General features: G+C 66.3%; 16 protein-coding genes and 1 pseudogene. 2 read left to right on the forward strand and 15 right to left on the reverse strand.

Going from position 1 to position 17555, the window contains the following annotated elements:
- Window positions 1-11: 11 nt before the first annotated feature.
- From BIWAKO_RS31465 to BIWAKO_RS31505, 9 genes are all read right to left on the reverse strand, one after another.
- Entirely contained in the window at window positions 12-1502 is a 1491-nt protein-coding gene (locus BIWAKO_RS31465; RefSeq protein WP_069881985.1) for a mannitol dehydrogenase family protein, read from the reverse strand.
- A 4-nt stretch (window positions 1503-1506) separates the two neighbouring features.
- Window positions 1507-2265 (reverse strand): glycerophosphodiester phosphodiesterase family protein, encoded by a 759-nt coding sequence (locus BIWAKO_RS31470; protein ID WP_244523607.1) that lies wholly within the window; start codon window positions 2263-2265, stop codon window positions 1507-1509.
- A 31-nt stretch (window positions 2266-2296) separates the two neighbouring features.
- The gene (gene ugpE / locus BIWAKO_RS31475; RefSeq protein ID WP_069881986.1) at window positions 2297-3187 is read right to left on the reverse strand and encodes a sn-glycerol-3-phosphate ABC transporter permease UgpE; all 891 of its coding nucleotides are present in this window, start codon (window positions 3185-3187) and stop codon (window positions 2297-2299) included.
- Window positions 3188-3202: 15 nt separating this feature from the next.
- Window positions 3203-4207, reverse strand: a complete 1005-nt coding sequence (locus BIWAKO_RS31480; protein WP_084652084.1) for an ABC transporter permease subunit — start codon at window positions 4205-4207, stop codon at window positions 3203-3205.
- Window positions 4191-5504, reverse strand: coding sequence for an extracellular solute-binding protein (locus tag BIWAKO_RS31485; protein ID WP_113517495.1), 1314 nt, complete (start codon window positions 5502-5504; stop codon window positions 4191-4193). The genes BIWAKO_RS31480 and BIWAKO_RS31485 overlap by 17 nt, the downstream gene beginning before the upstream one ends.
- 184 nt (window positions 5505-5688) lie before the next feature.
- The gene (locus tag BIWAKO_RS31490; protein ID WP_069881987.1) at window positions 5689-6636 is read right to left on the reverse strand and encodes a sugar-binding transcriptional regulator; all 948 of its coding nucleotides are present in this window, start codon (window positions 6634-6636) and stop codon (window positions 5689-5691) included.
- Between the two features lie 6 nt (window positions 6637-6642).
- Complete coding sequence (locus tag BIWAKO_RS31495; protein ID WP_069881988.1) at window positions 6643-7317, reverse strand: HAD family hydrolase; 675 nt, start codon at window positions 7315-7317, stop codon at window positions 6643-6645.
- 76 nt (window positions 7318-7393) lie between these two features.
- Window positions 7394-8854 carry a xylulokinase gene (gene xylB, locus BIWAKO_RS31500; RefSeq protein WP_069881989.1) on the reverse strand — a complete coding sequence of 487 codons (1461 nt, stop codon included), beginning with the start codon at window positions 8852-8854 and terminating at the stop codon, window positions 7394-7396.
- Between the two features lie 151 nt (window positions 8855-9005).
- Window positions 9006-10046 (reverse strand): zinc-dependent alcohol dehydrogenase, encoded by a 1041-nt coding sequence (locus BIWAKO_RS31505; RefSeq protein WP_069881990.1) that lies wholly within the window; start codon window positions 10044-10046, stop codon window positions 9006-9008.
- 217 nt (window positions 10047-10263) lie between these two features.
- Here BIWAKO_RS31505 and BIWAKO_RS31510 point away from each other — a divergent pair, with 217 nt between their 5' ends.
- Window positions 10264-11211 carry a sugar-binding transcriptional regulator gene (locus BIWAKO_RS31510; RefSeq protein WP_069881991.1) on the forward strand — a complete coding sequence of 316 codons (948 nt, stop codon included), beginning with the start codon at window positions 10264-10266 and terminating at the stop codon, window positions 11209-11211.
- Window positions 11212-11232: 21 nt separating this feature from the next.
- On the opposite strand, the gene BIWAKO_RS37465 is transcribed toward BIWAKO_RS31510, so the two are convergent.
- Window positions 11233-11376, reverse strand: coding sequence for a DUF1127 domain-containing protein (locus BIWAKO_RS37465; RefSeq protein WP_371332138.1), 144 nt, complete (start codon window positions 11374-11376; stop codon window positions 11233-11235).
- A 229-nt stretch (window positions 11377-11605) separates the two neighbouring features.
- Here BIWAKO_RS37465 and BIWAKO_RS31520 point away from each other — a divergent pair.
- Window positions 11606-13112, forward strand: a pseudogene (locus BIWAKO_RS31520) (winged helix-turn-helix domain-containing tetratricopeptide repeat protein).
- A 15-nt stretch (window positions 13113-13127) separates the two neighbouring features.
- Here BIWAKO_RS31520 and BIWAKO_RS31525 read toward each other — a convergent pair.
- The 5 genes from BIWAKO_RS31525 to BIWAKO_RS31545 all read right to left on the reverse strand — a co-directional run bounded on the left by BIWAKO_RS31525 (window position 13128) and on the right by BIWAKO_RS31545 (window position 17492).
- Window positions 13128-13517, reverse strand: a complete 390-nt coding sequence (locus BIWAKO_RS31525) for a GFA family protein (protein WP_069881993.1) — start codon at window positions 13515-13517, stop codon at window positions 13128-13130.
- A 73-nt stretch (window positions 13518-13590) separates the two neighbouring features.
- On the reverse strand, window positions 13591-14382 hold the full coding sequence (locus BIWAKO_RS31530) for an inositol monophosphatase family protein (protein WP_069881994.1): 792 nt from the start codon (window positions 14380-14382) through the stop codon (window positions 13591-13593).
- Entirely contained in the window at window positions 14375-15235 is an 861-nt protein-coding gene (locus BIWAKO_RS31535) for a phosphodiesterase (RefSeq protein WP_069881995.1), read from the reverse strand. The genes BIWAKO_RS31530 and BIWAKO_RS31535 overlap by 8 nt, the downstream gene beginning before the upstream one ends.
- A 112-nt stretch (window positions 15236-15347) precedes the next feature.
- Window positions 15348-16619: an extracellular solute-binding protein gene (locus BIWAKO_RS31540; RefSeq protein WP_141740307.1), complete on the reverse strand. Its 1272-nt coding sequence runs from the start codon at window positions 16617-16619 to the stop codon at window positions 15348-15350.
- 108 nt (window positions 16620-16727) lie between these two features.
- Window positions 16728-17492 carry a carbohydrate ABC transporter permease gene (locus tag BIWAKO_RS31545; RefSeq protein WP_371332240.1) on the reverse strand — a complete coding sequence of 255 codons (765 nt, stop codon included), beginning with the start codon at window positions 17490-17492 and terminating at the stop codon, window positions 16728-16730.
- Window positions 17493-17555 lie beyond the last annotated feature (63 nt).

Consider the following 17555-nt stretch of genomic DNA (forward strand, 5'->3'; position numbering starts at 1 on the left):
CGCGTTGAAGCTCAGGGATTGGGCGCTCGCATCGCCTGATAGTGATCGAGGCTCGCCCGCGTGCCGAGGCGCCAGAGGCGTTGCAGGGCCTGGCCGAAGGCCTCCCGGAAGCGCGGGTCATCCGCCAGATCGCCATAGACACCCCGCATCTCGAGCCAGGCGTCCGGCCGGGTTCTGGCCTTGCGGGCCTGCTCGGTCAGCCTTGGCCAGCTCGGATCGTTCGGCGCGATCGGCTTTCCGCTTTCGGTTTCGCCATAGCAATAGCGGCACCACAGCGCTGAGACGAGCGCGAGGCCGTCGATGGGGCGACCTGCCCCCAGCGCATCGCGTAGCGTCGGCAGGATGAACTTTGGCTGGCGGTTCGATCCGTCCAGGCAAAGCCGGCGGATCGTGTCACCGATCTTCGGATTGGCGAAGCGCCGCTCGATCGTCCGCCGATAGGTCGCAAGATCAGTGTTGGGCACCGGCGGCACGAGTGGAATGATCTCGTCCTCGAGCAGGGTCCGGAGAAAGCGCGCAATCTGCGGATCCTCCATCGCTTCATGCACGAAATGGATATCGAGCAGGCCGGCGGGATAGGCGATCGCCGCGTGCCCGCCATTCAGGATGCGGATCTTCATCAGCTCGAAGGGCGCGACATCGGCGACGAATTCGACGCCGACCTGTTCGAGCCGGGGCCGCCCGGCGGGGAAGCGATCCTCCAGCACCCATTGCCGAAAGCCCTCGCAAAAAACCGGGCGCCGGTCGTCGATGCCGAAATCGCCGCGCAAGGCCGCGCGCTCACGCTCCGAAGTCGCGGGCGTGATCCGGTCGACCATCCCGTTGGGAAAGGCGACGCTCTCGCGGATCCAGCGCGCGTCCGAACGGTCAATCAGTTCCACGAGCCCGGAGACGGCATTTTCCGTGACATGGCCGTTGCCCGGCAGGTTGTCGCAGGACATCACCGTGAAGGGTGCAAGGCCGGCGGCGCGGCGCTGCAGCAGGGCAGCCGCGATCAACCCGAAGGCGGTCTTTGGACAGGCGAGACGGTCTGCAGCATCGGCAATGATGTCTGCATGGTTCGCGTCGAAGGACTGCGTTGCCGGGTCGACGTAGTAGCCGCCCTCGGTGACGGTGAGCGAGACGATCCGCGTACGGGCATCGACGAGGCGAGCGAGCAGCCCTGCCCTGTCGCCGGGAGCGATGAAATCGATCATCGCGCCGGTGATCCGCGCCTGCGCCGAGGTCGCTTCCTGCGCGACGACCGTGGTCAGGAAATCCTGCGCGGCGAGATCGCGCCCCATGGCGGCGTCGCCCTCCTGCACGCCGGTGCCGATGATCGCCCAGTCGCGATCGAGCCCGCTCTCGAAGAGTTCGTCGAGATAGCAGGCCTGATGCGCGCGGTGAAAATTGCCGACACCGAAATGGACGATGCCGGCGCTGAGATCCTGCGCGCGATAGCTCGGCTGGGACACCGTGCTGCCGATTTCGCCGAGCCGGGCCTGCGACAGAGTGACGGCCATCGCCTCACCCAGCCTTCGCGGCCAGCAGCTGCAGGGCGAGATCGGGCCGATCGCTGGTGATCTGCGCGATCGGCTGCCCCAGCCAGTAATCAAGCTCGCGCAGGGTGTTCGGCACCCAGACGCCGAGTTTCTCGCGCCCGACGATGCCCAGCGCCCGATCAAGCGCAAGACGCAGCAGCGACTGTTCGACCGCGATGATGCAGCCGAGATCGACGAAGCGCCGCAAGGTGGCATCGACGCCGCCGAAGGCTTCGCAGGAGCGACGATCGACCGAAGCGAGGCGGCGCATATGCGGCGCCTTTTCCTTGATCTCCTGGATGACCTCCGGAACGAAGCAGGTCAGGACGACGCGCGCGGCCATGCCCCTGGCCTCGACCAGCGCGATGACCTTCTCCAGCAGACCGGGATAGGGATTGCCGAGCGCATCCATCTTCATCTCGATCTCGAGCTCGATGCCGGTCGGCGCGAAGACGTCGAGCACGGCCGCCAAGGTCGGGATCGTCTCGCCCAGCGTGTCGTTGAGCCGAACCTTGCGCAGCGCCTCGCGGGAGAGCCCGGCGACCGGCCCCTTATGGTCCGTGGTGCGCTCGAGCAGCGGATCATGGATCACCATGATCTCGCCATCGGCGGAGAGATGCACATCGAGTTCGACCGCGTCGACCTTGAGGTCGCAGACGTTCTTGAGGTCGCAGACTTGCCGGAAGCCGCTGAGGCTGTTCTCCGCCCAGATATTGCGCGCGCCGCGATGTCCGATGATCCGCATGATGGTCGCCTTGGTTTTATGGTGCTGGCCGCTACTTGCCGCTGTCGACAAGTCCCTTCACGAACCAGCGCTGAAGGAGAAGGATGACGAGGGTCGGCGGCAGCATCGTCAGCAGGGCCGCGTTCATCAGGAGATGCCAGGTCGGCAGCGAGTCGGCCTGCGGCATCAGCTTCTTCAGCCCGATCACGGCATTGGCCATGGCGGGTTCGGTGGTGAGCAGCAGCGGCCAGAGATACTGGTTCCAGCCCATCAGGAAGAGGATGATCGCGAGCGCGACGATGTTGGAGCGCGAGAGCGGCAGCAGGATCAGGCGGAAGAACTGCCAGGGGCTGGCGCCGTCGATGCGGGCGGCCTCGCAGAGCTCGTCCGGAATGGTCAGGAAGAACTGGCGGAACAGGAAGGTCGCGGTGGCCGAGGCGATCAAGGGCAGGATCAGGCCGGAATAGCGGTTGACCATGTTCCAGTCGAGATCGACCAGAACCTGCATGCCGAGCCATGAGCCGAGGATGTTGAGCGGCAGGGCGACATTGGCCGCCGATTCATAGGTCGGGACGATGCGGACCTCGATCGGCAGCATCAGCGACATGAAGATCAGCCAGAACACGGTCAGCCGGAAGGGAAAACGGAAATAGGTGACGGCGAAGGCCGCGATCACCGAGACCGAGAGCTTTCCGATGGTGATGCCGCTGGCGATGATGAAGGAGTTGAGCAGGAGTCGGCCGAAATTGGCACTGCTCAGCACGGTCTGCAGGTTGGTGAAATAGGCGTCGCCAGGCAGCCAGGACATCGGCACCCGCATGACCTCCTGCTGGGTCAGCGTGCCGGTGACGAAGACGAAATAAAGCGGCAGGCAGACGAGTGCTGCGCCGACCAGCAGGATGAGATGGCAGACGACGTCGAGGACGGGCGTGCGCTCGTTCATGCTCAGGCGCTCCCCTTACACGCTGTAGTTCACGCGCCGCTCGATGAAGCGGAACTGCGCATAGGTGAGGAGCAGGGCCAGCCCCATCAGGATCACCGACTGGGCGGCCGACGAGCCGAGATCGAGCGTGACGAAACCGTCCTGGTAGACCTTGTAGACCAGGATCGAGGTCGCTCCGGCCGGGCCGCCACGCGTCGTCGCGTCGACGATGGCGAAGGTCTCGAACAGCCCGTAGACGAAATTGATGACGATCAGGAAGAACAGCGTCGGCGCGATCATCGGCAGCGAGATGCGCAGGAAGCGCTGGATCGGCCCGGCTCCGTCGAGATAGGCGGATTCCAGGATCGAGTGGGGCACCGAAAGCAGCGCCGCGACGAGGAAGATGTAGTTGTAGCAGATGTGTTTCCAGGACGCCGCCATGACGATCAGGGCGAGCGCGTGCGAGGAATTGCGGTTCGGGTCCCAGTCGAGGCCGAGCCCCTGCAGCATATGGGCGACCGGGCCCACGCGCGGGTTGAACAGGAAGGCGAGCATGATGCCCGCAATCGCGGGCGCGATCGCATAGGGCAGCAGCAGGATGGTGCGGTAGGCGCCGCGCCCGCGCAGGATGTGGTTCGAGGCGAAGGCGAGCAGCAGCGCGAGCGACAGCGTCAGCACGTTCTGCGCGACGGTGAACACGACCGTGACCTGGACCGAGGACCAGTAGACGCTGCTGCGGAACAGCCGCTCGAAATTCTGGAAGCCGACCCATTGCGTCGTCGCGCCGAACGGATCGGTGAGCTGGAAGGCCTGGATCAGCGCCCTGACGGAGGGGATGAAGAAGAACAGCAGGAGGATGAAGAGCTGCGGCGCCAGCAGCCAGAAGGGCAAGCGCCATTCCGTGAAATGGGCCCGCTTCAAGCCGCTCTCGGCCTGCCCGTCGGAGAAAGCCGGAGCAGCCCGGCGCCGCAGCGGCCAGCGCAAGCGCCAGCCGCCGACAGCCGCCGCGGGAAGCTCCGCCGCGCTATTTCTTGCCAGCATTGAGCTGCTCGTAGCGGCGCAACGACTCGTTGCCGCGTGAGACGGCATCGTCGAGCGCCTGCTGCACCGGCTTGCGGCCGAGGAAGGCGGCCGAGACCTCTTCCATGATCGCGACATTGATCTGGTTGCTGTTGCCGATGCGGAAGCCCAGCGAATTGTCGCTCGGCGTGCCGCGCATCAGCTGCACGACCGCGATCTCGCGCGTCGGGTTCTTCTGGTAGTAGCCCTGCGCCTTGGCGGCGTCATAGGCGGCGACCGTGACCGGCACATAGCCGGTGGCCTGGTGCCACCAGACCTGCGTGTCGGTCTGGGCCAGGAAATTGTAGAAGGCGCCGATCGCCTTGTACTTCTCCGGCGTGTGCCCCTTCAGGGTCCAGAGCGCCGCGCCGCCGATGACGCTGTTCTTAGGCGTCACACCCTGCTCGAAGGGCATCTCGGCCGCGCTCCAGTCGAATTTGGCGGCGGCGACGACGGCGGCATGCGAGGCCGTCGAGGCGATGATCGTCGAGCATTCGCCCGAGGTGAAGAGCTGGATCGGAATGACGCCCTGCCCCGCGAGCTGCATCACACCCGGGCCGATCAGACGCTTCATCCGCTCGACCTGGCCGACTAGCTTGCCCTTGTTGAAGACGAAGCTGGTGTCGAGCCCGTCCATGCCGTTGCGCTTGGTCGCATACGGGATGTCGTTCACGGCGCTGTAGTTTTCCAGGAAGCTCCACTCGTAGTCGCCCGGCAGCACCATGGCGCATTTCGACACGCCCTTGGCCTTGATCGCTTCGAGCTGCGGCTCGAGTTCCTGCCAGGTCGCGCCCGGCTTGTCGAAGCCCGCGGCTTTGAAATGGTCGCGGTTGTAGAACAGGATCGGCGTAGAGGAGTTGAACGGCATCGCCTGGAGCTTGCCGTCGATGGCGTAGTAGCTGACGACCGGCGCGATGTATTTCTTGACGTCGATCGGCTGGCCCTGCTGGGCCATCAGTTCGCTGGTCGGGATGATCGCCCCTGAATTGACCATGGTCAGGAAGGAGCGCTCGTTCGACTGTACGATCTCGGGCTGGCGCTTGGCCCGATAGGCGGCGATCGTGCCGTTCAGGACCTCGTCATAGGTGCCCTTGCCGACCGCCTTGACGACATAGTCCTTCTGCGAGTCGTTGAACTTCTTGACCAGCTCGTCGACGCGTTCGCCGAGCGTGCCGCTCATCGCATGCCAGAACTCGATTTCGGTTGCCGCCTGGGCGCAGGACAACCCCGCCAGAAGCATCGCGCCCGCACCAGCGAGCGCACCAAAGACAGGTCGCATTCAAAGCCTCCCTCGTCGGTTTATATGAGCATATGCTCTTGATTGAAGCATATGCTCGCACACTCCGTCTCTATGTCAACCATCGATGACAAAGCGATGACGCCCGCCGGCCATCAGGGGCACGGGCCGGACATCAGGACGAAGCGGAAGTGACGCGATGGACGCAGGGAGCTGCTGGCCGGACTCAGAGCGCCAGCAGGGCGCGCGCCGTATCCTCGTCCGTGACGAGTCCGTTGACGAGACGGCCGCTGAGCGCGGCACGCAGGGGGGCGACCTTCGCCGTGCCCTGCCCGATGCAGATCCGCAGCCGGTCGCTGCCGGGCTCCGGCGGCACGGAGGTCACGCGCAGATTGGTGCCGCGGTCGAGCAGCCTGCCCTCTCCGTCGAAGACCCAGCCGGTGACCTCGCCGACTGCGCCGTGACGCACCATTTCGAGCAGCTCGCTGCGCGTCATGAAGCCGTCCCGATAAAGCACGGCATCCTCGCCGATCTGGCTGATGCCCATCAGCCAGAGATCGGCCTCGCCGGCGATGGCACGGATGCGCCGGATCGCTTCGATCTCGATCAGCTGCGCCCGCTCCTCGGGACTCGAGACATAGAGCGGCAGCGGCATCGGGAAATGCTGGGCCTTGGTGATCTCGGCGAGCTTGACCAGCGTGTCGAACGGGCTGGCAGAGCCATCCGGCGAGATCGTGCCGACCAGCGAGACGAGCCGGTGCAGCGGGCAGGACATCGGCGACACCCGCTCGATGCTGGCGCGCATCGAGCGACCAGTGCCGAGCGCCATGACCAGCGATTTGCGCGAGCGCAGCCAGCGCTCGATCAACACCCCGCCGAGCGAGGCGACGCCGGCCGCCGCCGTCTCGGCCGAGCCGTCGGAGGGCGCGATCTCGCAGTGCTGCAGCTCGAAACGATCGCGCAGCCGCGCCGCGAGCTCCATGCAGGCGCCGATCGGGTGGTTCATCTGGAAACTGATCAGCCCCTCGCTGCGGCTCAGCGAAACCAGTCGCTGCGCGGCGGGGCGCGAAATGTTCAGGATCCCGGCAATGTCGTCCTGGGTGCGGCCGGCGATGTAGTAGAGCCAGCCGGCGCGGGCGGCATCGTCGAGGCGCGCGCTGTCATTATCGGCCATGGCGCGTCAGCCCACCGTTGCAGGCAGCGCGAGCTCGCACCAGGCGCCGAGCAACCTGTCGGCGCCGGCCTCGACCAGGGCGCGCCGCTGGTCCAGCACCGCGAAATGGCTGCCCGCGGTCAGGCCATAGGCGGTCATTCCTGCCGCCTTGGCGGCGAGCACGCCGCTGACGCTGTCCTCGATGACAAGGCAGCGTCCGGGCGCTACGCCGCGCTCGCGCGCCGCGAGCAGGAAGAGGTCGGGCGCGGGTTTGCCGCGCTGGACGCGGGTCGTGCTGAAGATCCGCCCTTCGAACAGATCCCAGAGCCCCACCTTGCGCAGGCAATGCTCGATGCGCTCCTCGTCGCTGGAGGACGCGACGCAATAGTCGACATCGAAGGCCTCGACCGCCTCGCGCACGCCGGCGACGGGCTGCAGCGCCGCGCTGAAGGCGGAGAAGAGCCGCGCCCGCCAGTCCCGCCTGAAACTCTCCGGAGCCGGCCGGCCGGTCATGCGCTCATAATCCTCGATGACTGCGCTGGCGGGCCGCCCGAGATAGCGCCGCATCACCGCTTCCAGATCATAATCCGGGTCCAGTGGCGAGAGAATATCGACCAGGGTGCGGCAGCTGATCGTCTCGCTGTCGACGAGCACGCCGTCGCAGTCGAGGATGATGAGGTCGAAGCGGGGATGTGGAGCCATGAGACAGCAACAATCTTGAACGGATGCTCCGATCAAGAGCATCCGCTCGCCTTTCTGTCAAATGGCGCCGTGGCTTCTAATGCATCGCGCGGCTGAATTCTGCGGCGCTCTGCCAATCGTCGTAGCGCTCCCGATAGGCCGCAACGAGTTCCCGCTGCGGATTGAAGATCTCTGGGCTACCCAGGGGTTGGGTACAGATTTCGGCGGGGTTCTCGCCGGTGCAGGCCAGGCGGGCGAGCCGCGCCGCCCCGAAGGCGGCGCCGGTCTCGGCCTGGGGATAGCGATGCAATCTCATGTCCAGGACGCTGGCGAGGATGGAGAGCCACAGGCCCGAGCGCGCGCCGCCGCCAATGACCACGGCCTCGGTGATCGGCCCGCCCGCGCTTTCCAGCGCCGCCTTGCCGTCCCTGAATGCAAAGGCGACACCCTCCAGCACCGCCTGCGTCATGGCGTTGCGGCCGGTCTCGTGACCGAGGCGGGCGAAACCGCCGCGCATCTGCGGGTCGTTATGGGGCGTGCGCTCGCCGGAGAGGTAAGGCGTGAACAGCGCCAGTGATGGCGCCGTGACCATCTCGCCGAGCGCCGCCAGCAATTCGACCTCCGTGCCTCCGACCAGATTCGCCCACCAGTTTAGGCTCGCGGCGGCGGAGAGATGGACCGACATCTGGTGCCAGAGGCCGGGCAAGGCATGGCAGAAGGCATGAACAGCTCTGTCGGCCCGCGGCTCGAAACCGGCGGTGGTGCGCCAGAGCACACCCGATGTGCCAAGGGACAGGAAACTCGACCCGGCAGTGACCGCGCCCAGGCCAACCGCACCGGCCGCATTGTCGCCCGCCCCTCCGGCAAAGAGCGGCGGAGAATCAAAGCCGAGTTCCCGGGCGAGATCCCCGCGCATCCGTCCGGCGGGCTGCGAGCCCTCGACGAGGGCTGGCATCTGGCTGCGGTCGAGCCCGGTCGCAGCAAGCATCCTCTGCGACCAGTCGCGGGAACCGACATCGAGCCAGAGCGTGCCTGATGCGTCGGACATCTCCTCGATCGCCTCCCCGGTCAGCACCAGGCGCAGATAGGCTTTCGGCAGGAGGACCTTCCGGATGCGCCGGAAGAGACCGGGCTCATGCCGGCGGACCCAGAGCAGCTTTGGCGCGGTGAAGCCCGGCATCGCGATATTGCCGGTGATGGCGCGCGAGGCCGGTTCGGCCGCCTCGAGCTCGGCGCATTCCGCGCTGGCGCGGCCATCGTTCCAGAGGATGCAGGGACGCAGCGGCCGGTCGGCCTCGTCCAGGAGAACCGCGCCATGCATCTGCCCGGAGAGCCCGATGCCCCGGCAGAGACGAAAGGCAGCCGGAGCAGCCTCCCTGAGGTCGTGCAAGGCGCCCAAGGCGGCGGCGACCCAGTCGCCCGGCTCCTGCTCCGACCAGAGTGGCTGCGGACGATGCACGGTGAGCGCGCGCGTCGTGCCGGCGACGACGCGCTGCTGCCCGTCGACCAGGATGGCCTTGAGCGACGAGGTGCCGAGATCGATGCCGATAGTGCCCATGTCAGGCGCCACCCCGCCAGTGTCGGACGCCCATCATGTTTCCACGAGGTCTGGATCATCTGAACGGATAACGTATCCGGTCAGCTGATCTAACCTTCCGTGTTTGCATCGGCATTTCCGAAAGCCGCAATCCACTTTTCGGGCCGATGCTTTAGCGCGCGTCATCAGCGGGCCCATGCGGGTAGATCAGGCTCTTCACCATGCCGGGCTCGTTGGCGGCGTGGCGACGAAAGGCGTCGGGCCCGTCGGCAAGCGAAAAGCGGTGGCTGACGACCGCGTCGACATCGACCTTGCCCTGCGCCACGAGTTCGATCGCCCGGGGATAGACATGGCCCATGCGGCGCGAAAACTTGATGGTGAGGCCGCGCCGGCGCGCTTCGGCGGCAGGAACGACATAGCTGTCGCCATCCGGGATGCCGACGAGCACGACGCGGCCGCCGATGCGCGCGGCGCGAATGGCATCGCGAAAGCCTTCCGGCGCATTGGTGGCCTCGATCACCAGCGGCATGCCCTCGCCCTTCGTCCAGTCCGCGATCTCGGCAACGCTGGCGCCAGCCTTGCTAGCGCCGAGCTTGAGCGCCAGCGCGCGCCGATGCGGCTGCGGATCGCAGGCCAGCACCTCGCCGACGCCGACGGTTCGGAGCACCTGCAGGATCAGGAGCCCGATCGGGCCGCAGCCGATCAGCGCGACGCGTTCGAGCAGGCGGGGCTTGGCGAGGTCGACCGCGTGGATCGCGACGCCGAGCGGCTCCAGCATCACGGCATCGCTCGGCGTGAAGCGCTCGGGCACGGGAACGATCTGCGATTTCGGCACCCAGATGCGCTCGGTCATCGCGCCATCATGCGGTGGCGCGCCGATGAACACGACCTCGGGGCAGAGATTGGGGTGGCCGTCACGGCAATGCTGGCACTGGCCGCAGGCCTGGTTCGGATCGACAGCAACCAGCGCGCCCCGCGCCAGGCCAAGCTCCGGCAGGTCCTCGGTCAGCCAGCCGCTGAACTCGTGGCCCGGCACGAAAGGGGCGGCGATCACGGCCGAACCGATGCCGCCATCCTTATAATAGTGCAGGTCGCTGCCACAGAGCCCGACGGCAGCGACATCCAGCAGGGTTTCACTGGCAGCCCCCTCGCGCAGGTTGAACGGCGCGAAGCGCGCGTCACCCGCGGCGTGAAGAAAGATGGCGTGGGACATTGCGCAGTGCACTCCGGCTTCGCATAGACTTTCAACAAATGTATTTTTGTATTTACATTAGTGATGGTCAAGGCAAATCCGCAGCGGCAGGCCGCATCGCTGTGCGTTGTCGCAGCAAACGAAAGCGATGTAAGCCCGGTGCAGGAACGCAATCTCGACCGATTCCGCCGCGAAGGGCTGGCGGTCTCGACGCCGCTCTCGCCCTTGGGATGACGCGATGCCGGAGGATCCGCAAACCCAGGTCAGAGCCGCCTGGCTCTATTACATGGAAGGCCTGACCCAGGCCGATATCGCCGACCGGCTGAAGATGACGCGATTGCGGGTCAACCGCCTGCTGAACGAGGCGCGCAGCAGCGGGCTCGTCAATATCACGATCAATTCGCGGCTGGAGAGCTGCGTCAGGCTGGAGCAGGCGCTGGTCGAGGCGTTTGGCCTCAAGGACGCGATCGTCGTGCCGACGCCAAGCGACCCGGCGCAGATCTCCGCGCAGATCGGCAAGGCGGCCGGCGAGCTGGTCTCGCAGATCATCGACGAGCATCCCTCGGGCGTCTTCGGCGTCGGCTGGGGCGGGACGCTGCGCGAGACGATCCGGCATGTGCGGCCGGGCCAGTATCGCGATCTCGCCGTTACCTCGATGATGGGCGGGCTGACCTATGGCATCGAGATCAACACGTTCGAGATCGCCAGCCATTTCGCCAGGCTCTGGCAGGCGGAGTGCCATTATCTGGCGGCGCCGATCTATGCCGGCACGCCGCAATCGCGCGACACCATCCTGGCGCAGGACGTGTTCGAGGCCGCCTTCGCCCGCATCCGCGCGACCGATGTCGCGATCCTCAGCGCCGGCGATCTGAGCGAGCGCTCGCTTTTGGTGCGCTACGGACTACCCGGCGATGTCGGCTCCCGGGAACTGGCGGAGCATGGCGCGGTCGGCGACATGCTCGGACAGTTCATCGACTCTGAGGGCAACGCGATCGACCATCCGATCAACCGCCGCGCCATCGCCCTGCCCCTGGACGGCCTGCGCGGCATTCCGACCATGATCCTGGCGTCGGGCGGCACGAACAAGGCCGCGGTGATCGCAGCCGCGCTCCGCGCCAGGCTGGCCTCCGTGCTGATTACCGATGAAGACGCCGCTTCGGCGGTGCTTGCGCTGCACCGGGGCTGAAGCGCGAGCGCGCCGGGCGGCTCATCGCCGCCAGAAGGGCTTGGCGATCTCTTCCTCGACCTGCCATGTCGTCAGGCCGATATCCCTGATCAGATGCGGGCTCTCCTGCAGTGTCCGCGCGAGCTGCCAGCGGAAGCGCAGCCGCCAGCGCCAGGTCGCGAACACCTTTCGCAGGCTCGCCAGACTGGACGGCGGACGCGACCTGCCCGGCGACGCGGCCCGGTGCGGGGCTGAGGCAAGGGTGCAAGGACCGTTCATGACAACCTCGAGCCGGTTTGAGGGTTCGGGAGCCCTCGGACTGAATGAGGTTGAAGTCTGCGGGAGACGAGCAGCGTCGTACTCAAGCCCGCCCAAATAGTTCCAAAAACTTCCAAACCGGCTATAAATGCACCGCATGCAGGGATCGCGCTTTGCCTTTGGTCCGTTCGTGCTTGATTCAGGTGCGGGAACGCTGCTTCGCAACAATGTCCCCGTTGCCCTTGGCCAGCGCGGGCTGAAACTGCTTGCAGCACTCGTCGGACGGCCCGGCGAAATCCTGGAGAAGGCCGCGCTGATGGACGCGGCCTGGCCGGGAACGGCGGTCGAGGAAGGCAATCTCACCGTCCAGATCGCGCAGTTGCGGAAGCTGCTCGGCCGGGCCGCCGATAGCGGCGAATGGATCGTGACCGTTCCGCGCATCGGCTACCGCTTCACGGGGGCGATCGAACAGCTCGACGGCGCCAGACGAGCCCCTTTGCCTTTGCCCAGCAAGCCGTCGATCGCCGTGTTGCCCTTCGTCAATCTGAGCAATGATCCCGAACAGGAATCCTTCGCCGATGGCTTGACCGAAGACCTGATCACCGACCTGTCCCGCAATGCCGGCCTGTTCGTCATCGCGCGCAACTCGACCTTTGCCTACAAGGGCAAGGCGATGGACGTGCGCGGCATCGCGGGGGAGCTTGGCGTGCGCTTCCTGCTGGAGGGCAGCGCCAGACGCGCCGCGGGGCGCGTGCGCATCAACGCCGCAGCTGGTCGACGCGGTGAGCGGCGAACATCTCTGGGCGGAACGCTTCGACCGCAGCCTTGAGGATATCTTTGCCGTGCAGGACGAGGTCGCCGGCAGAATCGTCGAGGCGCTGCTCGGCCGGCTCAGCGCCCCGCCGCCGCGCAACCGGCCCCGGAATCTCGAGGCCTATGATCTCTGCGTGCGGGCGCGCAAGCTGCTCGACGAATCCCCGCAGACGGCGCGAGAAGTGCATCTGATGCTATCGCGCGCGGTTTCGCTCGATCCGGACTATGCAGAGGCCTATCGCTGGCTGGCCATAAACCACTGGATGGGGTGGGTGCATTGGGGCGAGCCCATGGAACCCGCCCGGAGCATTGGCCTTGAGCTGGCGCGCAAGGCGGTCGCAATCGACCCCAACGATGCCGGCTGCCGCTGGGTGCTGGCCTATCTGCTGGCCTATGACCGCAGCTTCGCCGAGGCGGATGCGGAGTTCGCCCGGGCGATCGAACTCGACCCGAACGAAGCCGATATCTTTGCGACATTATCCGACATCGCGGTCCTGGCCGGGCGCATCGAGGAGGGGCTCGCGCAGATCGGCAAGGCGTTCCGGCTGAACCCGTTTCCGGCGGGCTGGTACTATCTGACGCTCGGCCAGGCGCAATATGCGGCGGGCGACTACGAGGCCGCCGTCGAGACGCTGCGCAAGGACGAAACCTATCGCACGAGCTCACGCCGCTTCCTGGCGGCAAGCCTGGCCCAGCTCGGCCGGCTCGACGAGGCCCGCTCCGAGGCCGCGCTGTTCCTCGTCGGCAATCCGCATTTCACGACCAGCCACTGGGCCACGACCGAGCCCTTCCGTGATGATCAGACGCTCGCGCATTTCGTCGACGGCTTCCGCAAGGCCGGTCTTCCCTGACATCGCTGGCGTGCCCTACTCCTCACGCCCCGGAGCGTCGCGGTCGCGCTCATAGTGTCTCGCGAGGGGAAAGGGCGGCAACCAGGACTCGCGCCGGATGACCCAGCTCTCATAGGTCGGCATCAGCTGGTCCGGGGCATCGAGCGAGCCCAGATTGACTTCGATCTCGTCGCCGCTGCGCCCGAATAGGGGCGAACCGCAATTGGGACAGAAGAAGCGCCCACGATAGTCGCGTGTTTCGCCCTCGACCGTCACCGCATCCTCGGGGAAGACCGCCGACGCATGGAACAGGGCGCCATGATATTTGCGGCAGTCGAGACAGTGGCAGAGGCCGACGCGGTAGGGGCGGCCCGAGGCCACGATCCGGACATTGCCGCAGCGGCAGCCGCCCGTGAAACGGTCCATGCTGCGTCTCCTCGCAGGTCAAGCCGCGAAAATCGTTACAGCGATCCCTGGCGAGCGTCCATGCAAGCGGCGCTCAGGCGCTGCGGATCGCCTCCAGAAGTTCGCCATGGATCAGGCCGTTCGAGACGACCTTCTCCAGGTCCTCATCGCGTGAATCCCGGCCCGCAACCGTCGTGACCCTGCCGCCGGCGGCGCGCACCAGCGGCATCGCGGCGGCATGCGAGACGATATCGGCTTTGAGCCCGATGAAGGCATCGAGCCGGCCGGCCGCGACCAGCGACATTTCGAGCCCGCCGGAGACGATGACGCGCACGCCGCGGCAGAGGCCCGATAGCCGCCGGATGACGGCGCAGGTCCGCTCCGTATCCTCAATCGAATAATGCGAGGTCAGGCAGATCGAGACGACGGCGTCGGCAAGGCTCGTGGTCCGGGAGACGACGGCTGGCTCTCCATCGATGCTCGCGACGGACCCTTCGGCGTAGCGCGCGACCAGCCCGGCGAGCGGCGCATGGGTCAGGCCGAGCACGGTGCGACCCTCTTCCTGATAGGCGAGCGTCACCGAGAACCAGGGCAGGCCGCCGGCATAGTTCACCGTGCCGTCGAGCGGATCGATGATCCAGCAGGGCGCGTCGGACGCGCCGGAGAAGCCGGCCTCCTCGGAGAGGATCGCCGCCTCCGGCGTCAACCGGCGCAGGCCCGCGATGACCAGCCGCTCCGAGGCGAGATCGGCGGCGGTGACGACATCGCGGAGTTCCTTACGCGTCACGGAAAGCTGCTCGCCCTGCATCGCGACGAGCAGATCGGCGGCCTCGCTCGCCAGCCCGCCGGCCTGCTCAAGGAGGGAGAGAAGGCGCCGGTCAGACATGGGCTGCCACCGCCTGCTGCTTGCCGGGATAGGCGGGGTCGAGCACGAAGGGCCGGCGCGGGCCAAAATCGCCGATCGGCTGGATATGGCTGACCAGTCCGGTCTCGGGCTTCCAGACATGGATCGCGAGCGCGGGCGGCTCCATGACGAACCGGTTCTCCGTGCCCGGGCGCAGGTCGAGCGCGACCTGATGGGCGGTGCCCGGCGCGACGAAGCCGATCGTGCCGGCGAAACGCCGCTGAATCGGGCGATGGTAATGGCCGCAAAGCACCCGCTCGATCTCGGGATGACCGCCGATCAGCGCGACAAAATCCGGCGAGACCCGGCAAGGCATGATGTCCATGCCGTCGACGCCGACAGCGAAGGGCGGGTGGTGCATGAAGATCAGCGTCGGGCGGCCGCGCCCCTCTGCAAGGCGCTCCGCGAGCCAGGCCTCGCGCTCCCAGCAGATCTCGCCGCCATCCTCACCGGCAATGACGGTATCGAGCCCGATCAGCCGGACCGGATAATCCTCGATCACGTAATGCAGGAAGCCGCTTTTCGTCAGGGAGGAACCGGCCTGCCCCAGGCCAACTTGCCCGAGCATGGCAGCAAAGACTTCGCGCCGGTCATGATTGCCGGGCACGGCATAGACCGGCATTGGCAGCCTTGCGAGCTCGGCGCGGACGATCTCGTATTCCTCCGGCAGCCCGCAATCGCAGAGATCGCCGGTGACGAGCACGCAATCCGGCCGGGGCTCCAGCGCCAGCACCGCGTCGATGGCGCGCCGTGTCGCTGCATTGGTGTCGACGATGCCATAGGCCGGCTGGCCATGCGGGCGCACGTGGAAGTCACTGAGCTGGGCGATGATCATGAAGGCTCCGCAGGGCCAGGCAAAGGGGGGCCGGGCAAATGGGGCATGGCGAATGGGTTTGCCGCCCGGCTGGCGCCGGGCGGCGTCGAAGCGACGCGTCAGGCGCGCCTGCTCACTTCATCAGCGCTTCGGTTTCGGAGACGATGCGCTCGATACCGGCCTTGGGCTGGATGTCGCCGCGCATCACGCCGGAGATCACCTCACGCTGCTGGCGCCAGATGCGAACCGAGTTTCCGCCGGGATAGCCTTCCCAGGGAGCGGCGCGCTGGACCTGGCCGTTGATCGTCCGGAAATTGGCATTGTCCTTGTAGAACGGGCCAAGGAAGGCATCCCCACCGGCGCGCAGATTGGTCGGCATGTAGCCCGCGGTCTCGACGACGATCTTCTGGGCCTCGGGGCCGGTCACGAACTTGATGAATTCCCAGGCCGCCTTCTGCTTGGCTGCATCCTTGGCCGTGATCAGCGCGGCATTGCCGCCGGTCGGCAGCTTGCCCTTGCCCTTGTCATCGACCGGGAAGAGCCCGGTCTTCAGGGTGAAGCGGTCGCCGACCAGGTCGGTGACCTGGCGCAGCCGTGCCGGCGTGTCGAAGAAGATGCCGATCTTGCCGGCGATGAACTGCTGGCGCGACTGGTCCCAGTCGATCACCGGCATGCCGCCTTCCGTGACCAGGCTGCGCAGCAGGCTGAGCGTCTTCTCGCCCACCTCGCCGCCGAAGGCGACCTTCTTGCCGTCGGCGGACAGCATGGAATGGCCGCCCTGCAGGATCACGCCGCGCCAGAGCCAGTCATCCGGCCAGTCATGGATGTTGTAGGCGAGGCCGGCGGTGTCGCCGCTGCGGATCTTCTTGGCGAGCGCGACGACATCGGCCCAGGTGTCGGGCAGCTTGTCGGGGTCGCCGCCCGCCTTCTTCACCAGCTCGGCATTGACATACATCAGCGGCGTCGAGGCGTTGAAGGCAAGGCCGGCCTGCTTGCCGCCGACCTGGCCGAGCGCGAGCAGCGCGTCGGAATAATTCGCCTTGCGCCAGTCTTCGGGCTCGCCCTTCAGCAGCGGGCCGAGATCGACGACCTGCTTGCGCTTGTCGAGCGTCTCGACCAGCTCGCTCAACAGATGGAAGCCGGAATAATAGACATCCGGCAGCTGGTTGGTGACGGACTGACGCAGCATCGCCTGATGCCCTTCGTCATAGCTCGCCGCCGGCGCGCGGAAATTGATCTTGATATTGGGGTGCGTCTTCATGAATTCCGCGGCGATCGGCTCATGGAACTTGGCGAAGGCCGGGAAGGCGTAGAGTACATCCAGCGTGACATCCTGGGCGCGGACGGCCGTGGATGCGACGAGGGCGAGCGCTGCCGCAGCAAGCGCTTTGCCGAAGGGCTTCATGTTTGAACTCCGTGACAGGGACAGCGAAGCTGCCGGATTGTTTCAATGCGTCAGGCCTGAGCGTCTTGCGGTTGGGGCTTGGCAGTGCCGGTCCTTGTCGGAACCTGCCTACTTCACCCCGGTCATCGTGATGCCGTCGATGAACCTCCGTCTGGCGATGAGGAAAGCGAGGACGAGCGGCGCGGTCAGGATCGTCGCCGCCGCGGTGAGCGCGCCGTAATTCGAGCCCGTCTCGGCATCGGCGAAGAACATCATCCCGAGCGGCGGCGGGGCGAGCCTGGCATCGGAGATGACGATCAGCGGCCAGTACAGGTCGTTCCAATGCGCCACGGCCGAGAAGACCGAGAAGGCGGCGATGGCCGGCCAGGCGCTCGGCGTCACGATGCGCCAGACGATCTCGAACTCGCTCATGCCGTCGAGCCGGGCGGCATTGATGATGTCGTTCGGGAAGCTGCGGAAGAACTGGCGGAACAGGAAGATGGCGAAGACCGAGAGAAAGAACGGCACCATCATCGAGAAATAGGTGTTGAGCAGGCCGAGTTGGGCGAGCGCGATGTAGAGCGGCATCGCCGGCACCTGCACGGGGATGCAGAGCCCGAGCAGCACCAGGACGAAGAGCGCATTGCGGCCGGGGAAATTCAGCTTCGCCAGAGCGTAGGCGCAAGGGATGGCAACCAGCAGCTGCACGACGAGGATGCCGGCGCAGAGGATGACGCCGTTCAGCGCAAAGCGCAGCAGCGGCGCCTTCTCCAGCGCGAAACCGTAATTCTGCAGGCCGTAGAACTGTTTTGGCCAGAGCGAGATCTCGGCGCTGAAGATTTCGGCCGGCGGCTTGATCGAGGTCACCAGCATCCAGATGAAGGGCGCCAGCATGAAGATGGCGCCCGCGAGCAGCACGCCATGGACGAGCGCGAGCGAAAGGAAGCGGCGCAGCAC

Source organism: Bosea sp. BIWAKO-01, assembly GCF_001748145.1.
GTDB lineage: Bacteria > Pseudomonadota > Alphaproteobacteria > Rhizobiales > Beijerinckiaceae > Allobosea.

What these genes read in the sequence shown, in the direction of transcription:
- BIWAKO_RS31465 (WP_069881985.1), bottom strand. Translation starts at nt 1,502, where the DNA reads ATGGCCGTCACTCTGTCGCAGGCCCGGCTCGGCGAAATCGGCAGCACG.
- BIWAKO_RS31470 (WP_244523607.1), bottom strand. Translation starts at nt 2,265, where the DNA reads ATGCGGATCATCGGACATCGCGGCGCGCGCAATATCTGGGCGGAGAAC.
- ugpE (WP_069881986.1), bottom strand. Translation starts at nt 3,187, where the DNA reads ATGAACGAGCGCACGCCCGTCCTCGACGTCGTCTGCCATCTCATCCTG.
- BIWAKO_RS31480 (WP_084652084.1), bottom strand. Translation starts at nt 4,207, where the DNA reads ATGCTGGCAAGAAATAGCGCGGCGGAGCTTCCCGCGGCGGCTGTCGGC.
- BIWAKO_RS31485 (WP_113517495.1), bottom strand. Translation starts at nt 5,504, where the DNA reads ATGCGACCTGTCTTTGGTGCGCTCGCTGGTGCGGGCGCGATGCTTCTG.
- BIWAKO_RS31490 (WP_069881987.1), bottom strand. Translation starts at nt 6,636, where the DNA reads ATGGCCGATAATGACAGCGCGCGCCTCGACGATGCCGCCCGCGCCGGC.
- BIWAKO_RS31495 (WP_069881988.1), bottom strand. Translation starts at nt 7,317, where the DNA reads ATGGCTCCACATCCCCGCTTCGACCTCATCATCCTCGACTGCGACGGC.
- xylB (WP_069881989.1), bottom strand. Translation starts at nt 8,854, where the DNA reads ATGGGCACTATCGGCATCGATCTCGGCACCTCGTCGCTCAAGGCCATC.
- BIWAKO_RS31505 (WP_069881990.1), bottom strand. Translation starts at nt 10,046, where the DNA reads ATGTCCCACGCCATCTTTCTTCACGCCGCGGGTGACGCGCGCTTCGCG.
- BIWAKO_RS31510 (WP_069881991.1), top strand. Translation starts at nt 10,264, where the DNA reads ATGCCGGAGGATCCGCAAACCCAGGTCAGAGCCGCCTGGCTCTATTAC.
- BIWAKO_RS31525 (WP_069881993.1), bottom strand. Translation starts at nt 13,517, where the DNA reads ATGGACCGTTTCACGGGCGGCTGCCGCTGCGGCAATGTCCGGATCGTG.
- BIWAKO_RS31530 (WP_069881994.1), bottom strand. Translation starts at nt 14,382, where the DNA reads ATGTCTGACCGGCGCCTTCTCTCCCTCCTTGAGCAGGCCGGCGGGCTG.
- BIWAKO_RS31535 (WP_069881995.1), bottom strand. Translation starts at nt 15,235, where the DNA reads ATGATCATCGCCCAGCTCAGTGACTTCCACGTGCGCCCGCATGGCCAG.
- BIWAKO_RS31540 (WP_141740307.1), bottom strand. Translation starts at nt 16,619, where the DNA reads ATGAAGCCCTTCGGCAAAGCGCTTGCTGCGGCAGCGCTCGCCCTCGTC.
- BIWAKO_RS31545 (WP_371332240.1), bottom strand. Translation starts at nt 17,492, where the DNA reads ATGCTGGCGCCCTTCATCTGGATGCTGGTGACCTCGATCAAGCCGCCG.